The 16,523-nt window shown below is 66.0% G+C and carries 16 protein-coding genes; 8 read left to right on the forward strand and 8 right to left on the reverse strand.

Annotated features, from left to right (window positions below):
- Positions 1 to 70: 70 nt before the first annotated feature.
- Positions 71 to 805: a PAS domain-containing protein gene (locus tag ACEF39_RS15620; protein WP_500285704.1), complete on the reverse strand. Its 735-nt coding sequence runs from the start codon at positions 803 to 805 to the stop codon at positions 71 to 73.
- Positions 806 to 922: 117 nt separating this feature from the next.
- Between ACEF39_RS15620 and ACEF39_RS15625 the strand changes: the two genes are divergently transcribed.
- On the forward strand, positions 923 to 3,019 hold the full coding sequence (locus tag ACEF39_RS15625) for a catalase (RefSeq protein ID WP_500285705.1): 2,097 nt from the start codon (positions 923 to 925) through the stop codon (positions 3,017 to 3,019).
- A gap of 21 nt (positions 3,020 to 3,040) precedes the next feature.
- Positions 3,041 to 3,517, forward strand: coding sequence for a hypothetical protein (locus ACEF39_RS15630; RefSeq protein ID WP_500285706.1), 477 nt, complete (start codon positions 3,041 to 3,043; stop codon positions 3,515 to 3,517).
- Positions 3,518 to 3,870: 353 nt separating this feature from the next.
- On the opposite strand, the gene ACEF39_RS15635 is transcribed toward ACEF39_RS15630, so the two are convergent.
- Positions 3,871 to 5,997: a methyl-accepting chemotaxis protein gene (locus ACEF39_RS15635; protein WP_500285707.1), complete on the reverse strand. Its 2,127-nt coding sequence runs from the start codon at positions 5,995 to 5,997 to the stop codon at positions 3,871 to 3,873.
- 233 nt (positions 5,998 to 6,230) lie between these two features.
- On the opposite strand from ACEF39_RS15635, the gene ACEF39_RS15640 reads away from it, so the two are divergent.
- Together ACEF39_RS15640 and ACEF39_RS15645 are read left to right on the forward strand one after the other, a co-directional pair.
- Positions 6,231 to 7,196, forward strand: coding sequence for a L,D-transpeptidase family protein (locus tag ACEF39_RS15640; protein WP_500285708.1), 966 nt, complete (start codon positions 6,231 to 6,233; stop codon positions 7,194 to 7,196).
- A gap of 4 nt (positions 7,197 to 7,200) precedes the next feature.
- Complete coding sequence (locus ACEF39_RS15645) at positions 7,201 to 7,845, forward strand: M23 family metallopeptidase (protein ID WP_500285709.1); 645 nt, start codon at positions 7,201 to 7,203, stop codon at positions 7,843 to 7,845.
- Positions 7,846 to 7,875: 30 nt separating this feature from the next.
- Here ACEF39_RS15645 and ACEF39_RS15650 read toward each other — a convergent pair whose 3' ends face one another.
- The 5 genes from ACEF39_RS15650 to hflK all read right to left on the reverse strand — a co-directional run bounded on the left by ACEF39_RS15650 (position 7,876) and on the right by hflK (position 12,449).
- Positions 7,876 to 8,514, reverse strand: coding sequence for a hypothetical protein (locus tag ACEF39_RS15650; RefSeq protein WP_500285710.1), 639 nt, complete (start codon positions 8,512 to 8,514; stop codon positions 7,876 to 7,878).
- A 106-nt stretch (positions 8,515 to 8,620) separates the two neighbouring features.
- Positions 8,621 to 9,913: an adenylosuccinate synthase gene (locus ACEF39_RS15655; protein ID WP_380654040.1), complete on the reverse strand. Its 1,293-nt coding sequence runs from the start codon at positions 9,911 to 9,913 to the stop codon at positions 8,621 to 8,623.
- Positions 9,914 to 10,199: 286 nt separating this feature from the next.
- The gene (locus tag ACEF39_RS15660) at positions 10,200 to 10,385 is read right to left on the reverse strand and encodes a DUF2065 domain-containing protein (protein WP_089236459.1); all 186 of its coding nucleotides are present in this window, start codon (positions 10,383 to 10,385) and stop codon (positions 10,200 to 10,202) included.
- A gap of 67 nt (positions 10,386 to 10,452) precedes the next feature.
- A complete protein-coding gene (hflC, locus tag ACEF39_RS15665) occupies positions 10,453 to 11,316 on the reverse strand; it encodes a protease modulator HflC (protein ID WP_500285711.1) in 864 nt (287 codons plus the stop codon).
- Complete coding sequence (gene hflK, locus ACEF39_RS15670) at positions 11,313 to 12,449, reverse strand: FtsH protease activity modulator HflK (protein WP_500285712.1); 1,137 nt, start codon at positions 12,447 to 12,449, stop codon at positions 11,313 to 11,315. The genes hflC and hflK overlap by 4 nt, the downstream gene beginning before the upstream one ends.
- 152 nt (positions 12,450 to 12,601) lie before the next feature.
- Here hflK and ACEF39_RS15675 point away from each other — a divergent pair, with 152 nt between their 5' ends.
- Both ACEF39_RS15675 and pilH read left to right on the forward strand, forming a co-directional pair.
- A complete protein-coding gene (locus ACEF39_RS15675; protein ID WP_500285713.1) occupies positions 12,602 to 13,597 on the forward strand; it encodes a YhdH/YhfP family quinone oxidoreductase in 996 nt (331 codons plus the stop codon).
- 88 nt (positions 13,598 to 13,685) lie between these two features.
- On the forward strand, positions 13,686 to 14,057 hold the full coding sequence (pilH, locus tag ACEF39_RS15680; protein WP_005410644.1) for a twitching motility response regulator PilH: 372 nt from the start codon (positions 13,686 to 13,688) through the stop codon (positions 14,055 to 14,057).
- Positions 14,058 to 14,200: 143 nt separating this feature from the next.
- Here pilH and ACEF39_RS15685 read toward each other — a convergent pair whose 3' ends face one another.
- A complete protein-coding gene (locus ACEF39_RS15685) occupies positions 14,201 to 15,097 on the reverse strand; it encodes a DnaJ C-terminal domain-containing protein (protein ID WP_500285714.1) in 897 nt (298 codons plus the stop codon).
- Positions 15,098 to 15,354: 257 nt separating this feature from the next.
- Between ACEF39_RS15685 and ACEF39_RS15690 the strand changes: the two genes are divergently transcribed.
- Complete coding sequence (locus tag ACEF39_RS15690; RefSeq protein ID WP_500285715.1) at positions 15,355 to 15,837, forward strand: peroxiredoxin; 483 nt, start codon at positions 15,355 to 15,357, stop codon at positions 15,835 to 15,837.
- A gap of 30 nt (positions 15,838 to 15,867) precedes the next feature.
- Complete coding sequence (locus tag ACEF39_RS15695; protein ID WP_500285716.1) at positions 15,868 to 16,449, forward strand: ferritin-like domain-containing protein; 582 nt, start codon at positions 15,868 to 15,870, stop codon at positions 16,447 to 16,449.
- Positions 16,450 to 16,523 lie beyond the last annotated feature (74 nt).

Here is a 16,523-nt window from a genome sequence, read left to right on the forward strand (position 1 = left end):
GCGGCGGCGACAAGGGCGACACCTTACCGTGTCCAGCCGCCGCGGGGATAGGCACAGCGCAGCAGGGAACTCAGGCCGGTACCGGCTCGCCGAGATTACCGCTGACATTCCCACCAATACGGGCGCGATAGGCGCGTGGTGAGAAACCGGTTTCAGCCTTGAACTTGCGGGTGAACGCGCTCTGGTCGCTGAAACCGCAGGCCTGGCCGATGCAGGCGATGCTCTCGTTGCCATGCAGCAGGTGCATGGCCATCTGGATCCGCAACCGGGTCAGCACCTGCTGCGGGGTCATCTGGAACACCTTGCGGAAGCTGCGCTCCAGCTTGGACAACGAGAATCCGGTGATGTCCAGCAGGGTCTGCATGCGCACGTTCTCGGCGTAGTGCGTATTGAGGTGGGCCAAGGCCAGACGAAGCTGCTCATACTGGGTGCCCAGGCTGTCCTTCTGGCCGAGGTCGCGGGAGATGCCGATCAGGCCCTCGACCTGCCCGTCCACCACCAACGGGCGTTTGCAGGTCAAGCACCAGCCCGGTTCGCGGTTGGCGAACAGGTGCAGTTCCATCAGGTTCTCGATCACCTCGCCGGACAGCACGCGTGCGTCCTGGTCGACATAGTCCGCACTCAGGCCGGTGGGGTAGATCTCGGCCGCGGTGCGGCCGATCACGTCCTTGCGCGCACGCAGGCCCAGCCGTCGCAGCATGGTCTGGTTGACGTAGGTGTAGCGGCCCTGGCGGTCCTTCATGAAGAACAGCACGTCCGGAATGGCGTCGAACAGGGCTTCGATGTCGGCGGGTTCGACTCGCATGCGGCAAGCATACCCGAGCCGCCGATTTGTCTGCGCGTTCACTCCTACGGGACCGTGCATTAACGCCGCCAGCGCCAGTGTCTGGAGTCTGCCCCTACCCGCTCCAGGAGATCCTCCATGGCCGCCAGCAAGCCGACCGGCAAGCGCGCTCCCGCCACTCCCTCCGCCGACCGTGACAGCCGCGGCCAGGGCGATGAACTGCATCAGCTCGCAGGAGGCGCCCATCCGGTACTGACCAGCAACCAGGGCATCCCGGTCGCCGACAACCAGAATTCCCTGCGCCAAGGGCCGCGTGGCCCGACCCTGCTGGAAGACTTCCTGCTGCGCGAGAAGATCACCCACTTCGACCACGAGCGCATTCCCGAGCGCATCGTCCACGCGCGCGGTTCGGCCGCCCATGGCTACTTCGAACTGACCCGCTCGCTGGGCAAGGTGACCCGGGCGAAGATCCTCACCGAGGTCGGGGTGAAGACGCCGGTGTTCACCCGCTTCTCCACCGTCGCCGGCGGCGCTGGCTCGGTCGACACCCCGCGCGACGTGCGCGGCTTCGCGGTGAAGTTCTACACCAGGGAGGGCAACTGGGACCTGGTCGGCAACAACATTCCGGTGTTCTTCATCCAGGACGCGATCAAGTTCCCCGACCTGATCCATGCGGTGAAGATGGAACCGGACCGCGCGTTCCCGCAGGCCGCCAGCGCGCACGACACGTTCTGGGATTTCGTCTCGTTGATGCCCGAATCGATGCATATGATCATGTGGGCGATGAGCGACCGCACGATCCCACGCTCGCTGCGCACCATCGAAGGTTTCGGCATCCACAGCTTCCGCCTGCTGGATGAAGAAGGGAACTCCACCTTCGTCAAGTTCCACTGGCGCCCGAAGCTGGGGCTGCAGTCCACCATCTGGGACGAGGCGCTGAAACTGCAGGCAGCCGACAATGATTTCCACAGGCGCGACCTGTTCGAGGCGATCCAGCGCGGTGACTTCCCCGAGTGGGAGCTGGCCGTGCAGTTGTTCAGCGAGGAACAGGCCGACGGTTTCCCGTTCGACCACCTGGACCCGACCAAGATCATCCCCGAGTCGCTGGTGCCGCTGCAGGTGATCGGACGCATGGTGCTGGACCGCTGGCCGGACAACTTCTTCGCCGAGACCGAGCAGGTTGCGTTCTGCCCGGCCAACGTGCCGCCCGGCATCGACTTCAGCAACGATCCGCTGCTGCAGGGACGGCTGTTCTCCTATCTGGATACCCAGCTGATCCGCCTCGGTGGACCGAACTTCCACCAGATCCCGATCAACGCACCGAAGTGCCCGTTCGCCAACCACCAGCGCGATGGCCACATGCAGATGCAGGTGCCGAAGGGGCGCGTGGCCTACGACCCCAGTTCGCTGCAGGAAGACAGCCCGCGCGAGACCCCCGCCGGTTTCCGCAGCCACGCCAGCGCCGATGACGGGCGCAAAGGCCGCACCCGCGCGGAGAGCTTTGCCGACCACTACAGCCAGGCGCGGATGTTCTTCCGCAGCCTGGAGAAACCGGAGCAGGCGCACCTGGCCTCGGCGCTGGTGTTCGAGCTGTCGAAGGTGGAAACGGAGAAGGTGCGCGTGCGCACCGTCAGCCATCTGCGCAACATCGACGAAGGACTGGCCAAACGCGTGGCCGATGGGCTGGCCCTGCGTACCCTGCCCGACCCGGCACCGACGGCAACCCCCGCGCAGGACCTGCCCGCCGCACCCGAAGTACGCGTGATCGGCCGCAACAAGCCAGTGCTGCAGGGGCGCTGCATCGGCATCCTGTTCGACGAAGGTTCCGATGCGCGAGTGATCGCCAACCTGCGCAAAGCCGCTGAAAAGGCTGGCGCCAGCGTCAAGCTGGTGGCACCCAAAGTGGGCGGCGCCACCCTCAGCGACGGCAAGGTGCAGGCCGCCGACGGACAGCTGGCCGGTACCCCATCGGTGATCTTCGATGCGGTCGCGGTGGTGCTGAGTGCCGATGCTGGCAAGGCGTTGGCCAAGGAAGCGGCGGCCGTCGGCTTCGTCAGCGACGCCTGGGCGCACCTCAAAGCGATTGCCAGTGACGAAGGCGCACAGGCCCTGCTGAAGGCAGCGCGCGTCGGCAACGATGCCGGCACCGTGGAGGCCGAAGACAGCAAGGCCTTCCTCGCCGGTGCCGCCATCCGCCAGTGGGCACGCGAGCCGAAGCTGCGCCTGCTGGCCTGACCATACGACAGGAGAATTCCCATGCCCCGTGGTGACAAATCCGCCTATACCGACAAGCAGAAGCGCCAGGCCGAGCATATCGAGCAGAGCGAGCGCGAACGTGGTGCCAGCGAGGGCACCGCCGAGCGCATCGCCTGGGCCACCGTGAACAAGCAGGATGGTGGCGGCAAGCGCAGCGGCAGCGCCCGCAAGGCAACGAAGAAGGCGGCCAGAAAGACAACGGCGAAGAAGGCTTCCGCAAGCAAGGCGCCTGCGAAGAAGGTGGCCAAGAAGACCGCTGCGAAAAAGACGCCTGCAAAGAAGGCGGCCACCAGGAAGACTGCTGCAAAGAAGGCGGTGAAGAAAGCCCCGGCAAAGAAGGCGGCCGCCAGCAAAGCAACGAAGAAGACCGCCTCACGCAGCACCGCAGCGAAGAAGGCCGCGAAGACGCGTGCAGCAAAAAAGGCGGTACGCAAGACCGCGGCGAAGAAGGCCGCACGCACCCGCGCTGGCGGTTAGCCGGTAGCGGGCAGCGCCCTCACCCAACCGGCCACCACCGCCGCGGCCGGGGGGCACGTGGACCGCGCAGATGGTGGTCAGGGATCTGCTGCGGAATGTGAGCCTGCCCCTGCAGGCGCGCTTCGACGTCCGTTGAAGCATGGCCAACAGATGAAGACGCGACGGGTGATGAGCTGGACTGGTCGACCGCGTATGCGGTGCTGGTTCCTCCAACGCTGCTGCTGTACGCGGCCGGTTGGTTGATCGAACGTTCCGCGCGCGGGCGCTAGCTGTGCCCATCCTTTGGACCCATCGGCGCCCTGCATGCGGGCCATCGCATGCAGGGCGTCATCCAACTTCCAACTACGGACTGCTTACGCCGCGCGTGCAGACACGGTGGGCATGCGCACCCCCTGTTCCAGCTGGAACACCAACACCGACGTGGTCAGCGCATGTGCCTGCTCTTCCAGCGCACGGCTGGCAGCGGTGGCCTCTTCCACCAACGCCGCGTTCTGCTGGGTCACCTGGTCCATCTGCACCACCACTTGGTTGACCTGCTCGATGCCAGCCGCCTGTTCCTTGCTGGCGGCGGCGATATCGCTCATCAGCAGGGTGGTACGCGAACTGGCCTGCGCCACGCGCGCAATGGCGGCTTCGGACTGCACGGTCACGGCCAGGCCGCTCTGCACCTTGGCAGCGGCGTCCTCGATCAGTTCCTTGATCTCCTTGGCAGCGACACCGGCACGCTGGGCCAACGTACGCACTTCGCTGGCCACCACCGCGAAGCCGCGGCCCTGTTCGCCGGCACGCGCCGCTTCCACTGCGGCATTCAACGCCAGGATGTTGGTCTGGAAGGCGATGCCATCGATCACCGTGGAGATCTCCGAAATGCGCGCGGAAGACTGATCGATCTCGCCCATCACCGTGGCCATCTGCGCCATGGCCTGCTCGGTCTCGCGTACGGCAACGCCGGCCGCATGCGCTTCGCTGTCTGCCTGGCGGGCCAGCTCAGCGTTCTGGCGCACGGTCGAAGTCAGCTCCTCCATCGAGGCGGCAGCCTCTTCCAGATTCGCGGCCTGTTGTTCGGTACGGCGCGACAGATCGTTGTTGCCGGCCGCCAGTTCCTGTGCCGCGTTGTTGATGCTGTCAGCCGCTACCTGGATGCCGCGCACGATGCCGGTCAGCTGCGTGGTGGTGGCATTGGCATCGTCACGCATGCGCGCGAACACGCCTTCGTACTCGCCTTCCATGCGCGCGGTGAGGTTGCCATGCGAGATGGCGCGCAGCACGTCGGAGACATCGGCGATGCTGGCCTGCGAGCTGGCCATCATGCCGTTGAGGTGGTTCACCATTGCCTGGAACTGGTACTGGAATGCCGCAGCATCGCCACGCACGCTGAAATCGCCAGCGCGCGCGGCACGGGCCAGTTCATCGATCTGCGCGTTGATCGCCATCAGGCTCTGCTTCACCGCCGCCAGGGTGCGGGTCAGCGTGCCCTTCTCGCCCGGATACTCGGGCAGATCGCGGCTGAGATCGCCGATGGCATAGCGCTGCATCACCTCGGCCATCAGCAGCTGCACCTGCACGTGCGACTCGACCAGATGGTTGGTGGCCTGCACCATGCGGCCGAAGTCGCCGGGGAACGCACTGGCATCCATCCGGTAACGGATCGCACCGGCTTCATGCTGTTCGGCCATCTGCAGCTGCGCGCCGATCGCCGCCTGCACGCTCTGGCGCACACTGGCCATGGCCTCGCCAAGCTGGGTCAGCTCGTCACGACCGCCAAGGCGGAATTCCTGGTCCAGTTCGCCCTTGGACAGGCGCTCGGCCAGCTGCACCGCACGCGCCAGCGGGCCGGTCATGCTGCGGCCGATCAACACCGACGCGGCGATGCCGACCAGCAGCGCCACGCCACCCAGCACCAGCAGCTGCAACAGGCTGCGCTCGCCCAGGCGGATCGCCTCGCCAGCAGCCTCGCGGCTTTCCTTTTCTTCATAGGCCACGCCATCGGCCAGCGCCTTGTTCCAGCCATTGGCCGCTTCCTGCACCGGGCCCAGGGTCAGCGCCACGGCACCGGGGAAATCGCCCTGCTCCATCAGTTCGCTGGTCTGCTTGTTGAGCGGACGGGCGAGCGCACGCTTGGCGGCGATGGTCTCGCCGATCACCTTGCCCCCGGCATCGCCGGGCAGGGCCTGGTAGGCAGTCCAGCTGGCCTCGTAGCGCTTGACCAGATCGGCAATGCGCTGCTCGTCGTTGGCGCGGTCTTCGCCCTGGCGGATCAGCATCTCGCGGCGCACGACCATCATCTGGTTGTTGGCATCGAGCATCTCCGACAGCAGCCGTACCTTGGCTACGCCAACCTCGACCACCTGCTCCATCGCGCGCTTCTGCACGGTGGTGGCGGTAGCACCGGTGGCCACCACGGCGGCAACCAGCAGCAACAACAGGCCAAAGCCAAGCCCAAGACGCCAGGCAACCCTGACGTTCCTCAAGTAGTTCATGGGGTGAATCCAAAACGGGGGAGATGCGCCCATATCGGCCTGCCTGTCGGGAATCTTGATCGCCCCGCGCTCGCCTGCGTCGGATGCCGTTCACCTTGGTGAGGCGCCGTCCTCCGCTTCTGCGGTGGATCTTTGGCGTGACGATGCACCCCGCTGCTCATGCCGGCATCAGTTCCCTTTCACGGCAGCTACGCAGCGTTTGCAGGCAGGGTGAAGGCGTTATCTGTCTGGAAATGCCCATGCCCGTATGCCGCCTCGCCCTGCTTGCCCTGTCGCTGCTGATGTCGCCCGCCTTCGCGCAGACGTCTCCACCTGCCGGCCTGCCAGCGCCCATCGCCGAAGAGGCCGGACCTGACACCGCAACGCGCTCGCCTCTGCACGCACAGGTGCTGTTGGACCGCGCGAACTTCTCGCCGGGCGAGATCGATGGCGAAGTGGGCAGCAACCAGCGGCGGGCGGTGTCCGGCTTCCAGGCCGCGCACGGGCTGACCGTCAGCGGTGAACTGGACGACGCCACCTGGAGGGCCCTGCAGGCCGATTCGGTTGGTCCGCTGGCCAGCTACACGCTGACCGCCGAGGATGTGGCCGGTCCGTTTGTTGCGGTTCCCCAAAAGCCCGCCGAACAGGCCAAACTGAAATCCCTGGGCTTCAGTAGTATCGAAGAATCACTGGGCGAGCGTTTCCATGCCGCCCCGGAGCTGTTGAAGGCACTCAATCCCGGCGTGGATCTGAGCAAGGCCGGCAGCCGCATCCAGGTGCCCAACATTGCGCCTGCCGCTTTGCCCAAGGCCACCAAGTTGGTGGTCGACAAATCCGACTCCACCCTGCAGCTGCTGGACGCACAGGGCAAGTTGATCGCACAGGTGCCGGTGTCGTCGGGCAGCGAGCATGACCCGCTGCCGATCGGTGAGTGGAAGATCCTTGGTGTGTATCCGGATCCGCCGTTCCACTACAACCCGAAACTGTTCTGGGACGCGAAGAAGGGCGATCGCAAAGCCACGATTCCGCCCGGCCCGAACAATCCCGTCGGCCGGGTCTGGATCGACCTGTCCAAGCCGCATTACGGCCTGCACGGCACGCCGGTGCCCGGCCACGTCGGCAAGACCGAATCGCACGGCTGCGTGCGCATGACCAACTGGGATGCGCTGCGCGTGGCCGCGGCGGTGGATACGTCGGTAGTCGTGGTGATGCAGGAGTAAGCCGATGCGACTTGCGCAACTGATCGTGCCAGGACTGGTGATGGGCGTCGCCGCCGGGTGGTGGCTGCAGCGCGATGGCGAGCCTTCCGATGGCGCGGCTGTCCACCCTTCTGCAGTAGTTGCGGCGGACCACGCACCTGCCGTACCCGCGGAGCAGGCAGCGACGGCAATCGCTGCGCCCGCCCCACCAGCAACCGGCGACACACCCTCCGGCCTGCTGCTGCCGGTACAGGGCATTGCGCCGTCGCAACTGCAGGACACCTTCACCGACGCACGCAGCGAAGGCCGTGTGCACGACGCCATCGACATCATGGCCGCTGCCGGCACGCCGGTGCTGGCCGTGGCCGATGGCCATGTCGAGAAACTGTTCGACAGCAAACGCGGTGGCCTGACGATCTACCAGTTCGAACCCAGCGGCCGCTGGTGCTACTACTACGCACACCTGCAGCGCTACGCCGACGGCCTGGCCGAGAAGCAGACCATCAAGCACGGCGACGTGATCGGCTACGTCGGCAGCACCGGCAATGCCAACCCCGAAGCTCCCCATCTGCATTTCGAAGTGCACACATTGGGGCCAGAGAAGCAGTGGTGGAAGGGCGAGTCGATCAATCCCTATCCGCTGCTGAAAAAAGGGGACGGAGGGGATTAAGTCGCAACCCACACGGTTTCTGCGGGACGCCTATACAGCGCGCGGGCTCTGCCTGCGCAGCGCGATGGTGAAGATCACCAGTGCGATGCCTGGAATCAGCAGCAACAGCGCCGCCAGTTTCCAGAAGAAGAACGGCCACAGCCAGATGTAGTCCAGGTCGGTCAGTTTCAGAAGATCCAGCGGCGGTTGCAGCTCGATGGTTGCCGGCCTGCCGAGCAGCGCCGGCTCCACCTCCAGCACGGTCACCCGCAGCCAGGAACGGCCACGGGGCAATGCGTCACCGCGGCCATAGCCGAAGTACGCGGCGGCGAAACCCGCCGTTTCAACGGTTTCCACCCTGCGCACGACATCCGTTGCGGGCGGGCCTGATCGCACGCTCGCGCGGAAGTCCGCATGCTCGTTGGGGGTTTCGACGCGCAGCAGCACGTCGGGGTCGAGGGCCGGGTCGGCAGCGTTGGGCGGATAGCGCAGCCGCAACCGCAGGCGATCGTCAATGAAGCGGTAGACCGTGATCTCCGCGCTCGCACCCGGGCTCAGCTCCAGCGGCAGGGTCTGGGTGCGTGAGGCCAGGTGGTTGGCCACAGCGCCCACCGCCAGCACCACACAAGCGGCTGCCCACAGGCCCCAGAACACCCACAGGGTGATCCGCAGCACCTTCGTCCCTTTCACGCTGACATCGCCGGGCATCGATCCGCTTCCCTGCTGGCATTGCGTACACACTAACGAAAAAGCCCCGCTTTCGCGGGGCTTTTTCTTCACGCTACCAGGCAGTCACTCAGGCGAACGGATCCTGCAGGACCATGGTGTGGTCGCGGTCCGGGCCGGTGGAGACGATGCTGATCGGGCAACCGGCCAACTCTTCCAGCGAACGCAGGTAGGCACGTGCGGCGGGCGGCAGGTCGTCCCAGTTGGTGATGCCGTGGGTGTTCTCGGTCCAGCCCGGGAACTCCAGGTACACCGGGGTGCACTCTTCCCAGCCCTGCGCGTCCAGCGGCGCGTACTCGGTACGCTTGCCGTTGTATTCGTAGGCGATGCAGACCTTCAGCTTCTCCATGCCGTCCAGCACGTCCAGCTTGGTGATGCACAGGCCGCTGATGCCGTTGATGGCCACGGCGCGCTTGAGGGCGACGATGTCCATCCAGCCGCAGCGACGCGGGCGGCCGGTCGAGGCACCATACTCGGCACCGCGATCGCGGATGCCCTGGCCGATTTCATCGTCCAGCTCGGTCGGGAACGGGCCACCGCCCACGCGGGTCGCGTAGGCCTTGGCGATGCCCAGCACGTAGTCGATCGCATCAGCGCCGACGCCGGCACCGGCCAGCGCGCCACCAACGGTGGTGTTGGAGCTGGTGACGTACGGGTAGGTACCGTGGTCGATGTCCAGCAGCGCGCCCTGCGCACCTTCGAACAGCACGCGCTTACCCTGCTTGCGCAGGTCATGCAGAATGCCGGCAACGTCGGACTTCATCGGCTGCACGTACTCGCCGAAGGCCAGCGCTTCGTCGAAGGTCTTCTGGAAATCGACCGCGTCGGTCTTCAGGTAGTTGGTCAGCACGAAGTTGTGGTAATCCAGCGCGGTGCGCAGGAGTTCTTCCAGCTGCTTGGGGTAATGCAGGTCGGCGATGCGGATGCCGCGACGCGCTACCTTGTCTTCGTAGGCCGGGCCGATGCCACGGCCGGTGGTGCCGATCGCCTTGCCGCCGGCAGCGCGTTCGCGCGCCTGGTCCAGGGCGATGTGGTACGGCATGATCAGCGGCGCGGCCGGGGAGATCTTCAGGCGCGAACGCACTTCCACGCCGGAGGTTTCCAGCTCGGCGATTTCCTTCTGCAGCGCAGCCGGCGAGATCACCACGCCGTTGCCGATCAGGCACAGCGCATCGTCACGCAGGATGCCCGACGGGATCAGGTGCAGGACGGTCTTCTTGCCGTTGATGACCAGGGTGTGGCCGGCATTGTGGCCGCCCTGGAAGCGCACGACCGCGCCGATTTCCTCAGTGAGCAGATCGACGATCTTGCCCTTGCCTTCATCGCCCCACTGGGCACCAAGCACTACGACAGACTGACCCATGACGGGTTCCTCTATTTGTTGCGGCCATCGGGGCCGCGGACGGGTAAACCGCAGCGGGGCTGGCCAGCGCTTGGGTGGCGGCTCCAAACGGGGAGCGGCCGGCGATGGAAGGCCCAGACACGGAAAAAGCCGAACGGGGAGGCCCGTCCGGCTTTTGTGCATTATCCGGGTTTCCGGGGTCCGGTGCCACCTTTCCGACGGGCGGCTTCACCAGCCGGTCAGCCACCCGTCTGGACGTCCGGAATGGGGTCAGATCCCTTTCCTGCGGAAAGGGATCTGCCCCCTGCTAATGCCGTACCCACCACAGCAGGCTCAGCCCGGCCAGCAGGACCAGGCCACCGAAGCTGCGCAGGGCCGGGCTGGGCAGGTCCAGCAGGCGTTCGGCCATGCGCTTCCAGGCCACGGGAGCCGCGAACAGCAACAGGCCTTCCAGCACCGCGACCAGGCAGACGGCGGCGAACAGATCTTTCATGGGGGAACTCCGGAAAAGCACGGGGCCCGGCGCATGGCCGGGCCCCGTGAAGTACTGCCGTGCGGTCTCAGCGATCGTTCTTGAGGTACTGCAGGAACGGGTCGTTCTTGTCCAGCACGATCACGCCGTTGCCGTCGGTCATCGAGCCGCGATAGGCCTCGAGGCTGCGGTAGAACGCGTAGAACGACGGGTCGGCCGAACCGGCCTTGCCGTAGATGCGCGCGGCCTCGGCATCGCCTTCACCACGCATGCGCTGGGCATCGCGCTCGGCTTCTGCGATCAGCACCGTGCTGTCACGGTCGGCCTGGGCACGGATGGTCAGCGACTGCTCCTCGCCTTCGGCGCGCAGCTTGGCGGCTTCCTGCTTACGCTGGGCGCGCATGCGCTCGTACACGTCATTGATCACCTGGCTGTCGGTGGGCAGGTCCACCTGCTTGATGCGCAGGTCGATCATCTGCATGCCCAGCCCGGCAACAGCTTCGTTGATGCCCTTCAGCTGCTCGGCGATCAGCTCGCTGCGGTCGCCGGAGACCAGCTGCTGCAGGGTGCGCGAGTTGATCTGGTTGCGCAGCGAGTCGGTGATGATCGGTGCCAGGCGGGCGTTGGCGATACGCGGATCGCCGCCGGTGGCACGGAAGTAATCACCCACGTTGGAGATGTAACCGATGGCGAAGAAGTCGACGCTGACGTCCTTCTGCTCGGCCGTGAAGTAGCGGGCCGGCGCGGTGTCCAGCACCTGGAAGCGGCGGTCGAACACCCGCACCGTCTCCACCACCGGCAGCTTGAAGTGCAGGCCCGGCTTGATATCCGAACGCACCACCTTGCCCAGGTTCAGGACCATGGCGGTCTGGTCCTCGCGGACCACATACACCGAGCCCAGCAGGCCCAGCAGCACCGCTACGACAGCGGCGATCCAAATGGAATTTCTCATCGGCTGCCCTCCTCACGGCCGCTCGAACGCCCGGTCGGGCGGCCTACCGGCCGGCCCGGATCACGGGAAGCTTCAACCGCCGTGGTACCCGGCAGCGACGGCATCACCACGTCCGGGTTCGGTACCGGCGCCGGTGCCGAGGTGCTGGCACGGGTATCACCGGTCATCGGCACGTAGATCAGCTGGCGGCCATCGCCACCAATGACCTTGCGGTTCTCGCTCAGCACCTGCTGCACCGTTTCCAGCCACAGGCGCTTGCGGGTGACTTCCGGCGCGTCCTTGTACTGGGCCTGCAGCAGACTGAAGCGCTGACCATCACCCTCGGCCTTGGACACCACGGCCTGCTTGTAGCCTTCGGCGGTAGTACGGGCACGCGAGGCCTGGCCACGCGCTTCAGGCACGACCTTGGCCGCATAGGCCTGGGCTTCGTTGATCAGACGTTCCTTGACCTGCTGGGCACCATTGACCTCGTCGAAGGCCGGCTTGACCTCCTCCGGCGGACGGGCGTCCTGCAGGGTCAGGCCGGTCACGGTCAGACCGGTCTTGAAGGCCGTCAGCAATGTCTGCAGGCGCTCTTCAGCAGCCACGGCCAGCGGGCCACGGTTGTTCAGTACGGCGTTGAGGTCGGCGCGGCCGACTTCCTCGCGCACCGCGCTCTGCGCCGACTGTTCCAGCACCTGGTTGGCATCGACAGTGCCGAACAGATACTGCTGCGGGTCATCGATGCGGTACTGGACGTTCAACGAGACGTTGACGATGTTCTCGTCGCGGGTCAGCACCGGCACCTGGATCGAGAAGGTCTTGATCTCGGTGGCGTTGACCTTGGTGACCGATTCGATCGGCCAGGGCAACTTGAAGTTCGGGCCTGGGGTCAGGATGCGCGAGAACTGGCCGAAGCGCAGCACGACACCACGCTGCTGTTCGCCGATCAGCTGGAAGCTGGAGAACAGCACCAGCAGTACCGCTGCCGCCGCCACCCAACGCAGGATGCCGCCATCGAACAGGTCCTTCAGCGGTCCGGGCAATCCGCCCCAGCCGCCACCATTGCCACCGCCGCGCGACCCGAACGGCCCGCGTCGATTGTCTTCGGGGCCTTGTCCGCCCTTGTTGCCGCCGGGTGTATTCCAGGCCATGCACGCTCCATCAAGATGTGGGCTGCGACGCGGGCCCTTCCCGCAACGCCAGCCATGAACCACTACCGATCATACAAGATGGGGCTGACCGGCAGGATTGAAAGGGGCTGGAGCGGGTAAGGTGGCGTTTTCCTCGAAGTCAGGCAACGCCGATGGTCCCCACCGCCCCGTTCACCGCCTTCCGCATCGAAAAAGACGACGCCGGCTACCGCAGCGGCCTGGTGCCGCTGAGCCTGGACGACCTCAACCCCGGCCAGGTGCTGATCCGTGCGCACTGGTCCTCGGTCAACTACAAGGATGCCCTGGCCGGCACCGGCAAAGGCCGGATCCTGAGACGCTTCCCGCTGGTAGGCGGCATTGACGTGGCCGGCACGGTGGTCGCCTCCACCGATCCGGCCTGGCACGAGGGCGATGCGGTGCTGGCCACCGGCTGCGGCCTCAGCGAAACCCGTGATGGCGGCTACAGCCAGTACGTGCGACTGGAATCGAGCGCGGTCATCGCCCAGCCGGCAGGCCTGAGCCCGCGCGAGGCGATGGTGCTGGGCACGGCCGGCTTCACCGCCGCGCTGGCGCTGCTGCGCCTGCAGGACAACCGGCAGACGCCCGAGCTTGGGCCACTGGCGGTCACCGGCGCCAGCGGTGGGGTCGGTGCCCTGGCCGTGGACATCTTCAGCCGCGCCGGCTATGCCGTGCACGCGATCAGCGGCAAACCGGAGCAGAGCGACTTCCTGCACGGCATCGGCGCTGCCGAAGTGCTGCCGCGTGATGCCCTTGCCGACACTGGGCCGCTGCAGTCGGCACGTTTCGGCGGTGGCCTGGACAACGCCGGCGGGCCGATGCTGGCCAGTCTGCTGGCCCAGACCGTGCCTTACGGCAGCGTGGTCAGTGCGGGCCTGGCCGCCAGCCCGACGCTGGACATGACCGTGATGCCCTTCATCCTGCGCGGTGTCTCGCTGCTCGGCGTTTCGTCGGCCAATGCCCCGCGCGCGCTGCGCGAAGAAGTGTGGGCACGCCTGGGTGACGCGTGGAAACCGCAGCACCTGGACCGCATCTGCACCGCCGAAGTCGGTCTGGACGGTCTGCCTGCGGTGTTCGACCGCATGCTGGCGGGCGGCTCGCTTGGCCGCACGGTGGTGCGGATCGACTGAACGTCGCAGGCAGGCGACGGACGGCAGCTGTCGCCCTCCCGCCAACCGGATGCCGGCACTACACTTCCGGCATCACATGGGGAACAACATGGCACGCATTCTGATCGTCGACGACTCACCGTCGCAGCTGTTGGGGATACAGCGCATCGTCGAGAAGCTCGGGCACCAGATCCTGACCGCCACCGATGGCGCGGCCGGGGTGGAGACCGCCAAGGCCGAGCTGCCCGACCTGGTACTGATGGACGTGGTGATGCCCAACCTCAATGGCTTCCAGGCCACCCGCACCCTGGCCCGTGATGAAGCGACCCGGCACATTCCGGTGATCCTGGTGACCACCAAGGACCAGGACACCGACCGTATGTGGGGCATGCGCCAGGGCGCCAAGGCCTACATCACCAAGCCGTTCTCGGAAGACGAACTGTCCGAAGTGCTGGAGCGGGTGTTCGCCGGCCAGGGCTGACACACCGCCCTGATGGATGCCAACCTTGGTTGGCACGCCTTTGCTCTGGTAGGTGCCAACCTTGGTTGGCACGCCTTTGCCGGCCAGCGGCCGGCACCACCGCAATTCGTGCGGACCAAGGTCCGCACCCACCGAAGCAGATCTCAGATCGTTTCGCCAAACGCCTTGGCCAGATTCCGATAGGCCTTCTTCTGCGCCTCGTCGGTCGCCGCCGGGGCGACAATCTCCAGCTCGACGATCTGATCGCCCTCCGGGCTGCCCGGCAGGCCACGCCCACGCAGGCGCAGCTTGCGACCGGCATCGGAGTCGGCCGGGATCTTCAGTTCCACCGCTCCGCCCAAGGTCGGCACGCTGATGCTGGTGCCCAGCGCCGCCTGCCACGGGGTGACCGGCAGCGTGTACAGGATGTTGCGGCCATCGACCTCGAACTGCGGATGCGCGGCGTACTCCACTTCCAGCAGCAGGTTGCCGCCGTGATTGCCCTGCCCAGCCAGGCGGATCACCTGCCCGGGGCGGATGCCCTTGGGCACGCGCACATCCAGCTGCTTGCCGTTGACGGTGATGCGCAGGCTGTCGCCGTTGTAGGCCGCCTCCAGTGGTACCGACAGCTTGGCCCGGGTATCACGGTTGGGTGCATGGCCGTGGCTGCTGAAGCCCGGACCGGGGCCTGCGCCCTGGCCGCCGCGCTGGCGCGCGAACAGGCTCTCGAAGAAGTCGCTGAAGCCACCGTTGGGGCCACCGCCACCACCACCGAATACTTCCTCGAAATTGAAACCGCCGCCGCCGTAGTTCGGCGGCACGTTGAACTCCTCGCCCGGGCGATAGCCCTGCGCGCGCAGCTGATCATAGGCCGCGCGCTTCTCAGGATCGCGCAGCGCCTCGTAGGCTTCGTTGATGGCCTTGAACTTGTCTTCGGCCCCGGCCTCCTTGCTGACGTCCGGGTGGTACTTTCGTGCCAGCCGACGATAGGCGGTCTTGATTTCCGCGTCGCCCGCGCTCGGTTCCACCCCCAGGGTGGCGTAATAATCCTTGAATTCCATCCAGCTACCTCGATTCGCTTCGGCGGCGCCGGTGGCGCTGCCCCGGGTTCATTCTACGCGCCGGCGATGCTACGCCGCCGGTCGTGCGGCAACGGTGAGGCCGACTGATCCAGCGCAATGCACCAGCCATCGCCCTGCCCCATGCTGTGGCTGACAGCCCCCGCGGACGACAGAGATGGGGTGTATACGTGGGTTTTCCAATGTCTTGACGCGCCCGTCCCCTCCTGGCCCCTACCCTCACCCAGCAAGGAGTTCCCATGACCATCCATGTCGGCGACCGCATCCCGGAAGTCACCCTCAAGCGCATCCGCGAAGGTATCGAGACCCTTGATACCCACGCCCTGTTCGATGGGCGCAAGGTGGTGCTGTTTGCCGTGCCCGGTGCGTTCACCCCCACGTGCTCGACCCGCCACCTGCCCGGGTACGTGGAAAAGTTCGAGGCGTTCCGCCATCGCGGCATCGATGTCTACTGCGTGGCGGTCAACGACCCTTTCGTGATGAAAGCCTGGGCCACCGACCAGCACGTGCCCGACGGTCTGCTGATGTTGTCCGACGGCAACGCCGAACTGACCCGCGCGCTTGGCCTGGAGCTCGATGCCAGTGCGTCGGGCATGGGCATCCGTTCGCGCCGCTTTGCCCTGTACGTGGTGGACGGCACGGTACGCGCAGCCTGGATCGAGGAACCCGGACAGTTCGAGGTGTCTTCGGCCGAGCATGTGCTGGAGCACCTTCCTACCTGAAACCCTGACTGCACAGGAAACCGGCCAGCCATGTCCAACAAGCCAGCCAAAGCCAGCAACACCTCTCCGTCCGCCAGGATCGAAGGCATCAGCGATCGCCAGACCCTGCGCGAGCGGGCACGGAAGAACATCGAGGACGGAGCGATCACCGACAGCTACAGCGCCGACCGCAAGGTGGTGATCAAGCTGCTCAACGATGCGCTGGCAACCGAATATGTGTGCGTGCTGCGCTACTACCGGCACTATTTCATGGCCAAGGGCATGCTGGCCGATGCGGTGAAGGCCGAGTTCCTGGAACACGCGCAGCAGGAGCAGGCGCATGCCGGGAAGTTGGCTGAGCGCATCGTCCAGCTCGGCGGCGAGCCGGACCTCAATCCGGACACGCTGACCGCACGCTCGCATGCCGAATACAGGGAAGGCAGCGACCTGCGCGACATGGTCCGCGAGAATCTGGTGGCCGAGCGCATCGCCATCGACAGCTACCGCGAGATGATCAACTTCATCGGCGACAGCGATACCACCACCAAGCGCATTCTGGAGGAGATCCTGGCGCAGGAGGAGGAGCACGCCGATGAGTTCGCCGACCTGCTGGAGGGGTGGATCGGGGAGTAGTGCCGGGCCATGCATGCCAGGCGAACGCACTGGTAGTTGCCCACCTTGGTGGGCAGCTTCTGCGCGTGCCAACC

It is taken from the genome of Stenotrophomonas indicatrix, from assembly GCA_041545745.1.
Classification (GTDB): Bacteria; Pseudomonadota; Gammaproteobacteria; order Xanthomonadales; family Xanthomonadaceae; genus Stenotrophomonas; species Stenotrophomonas indicatrix_A.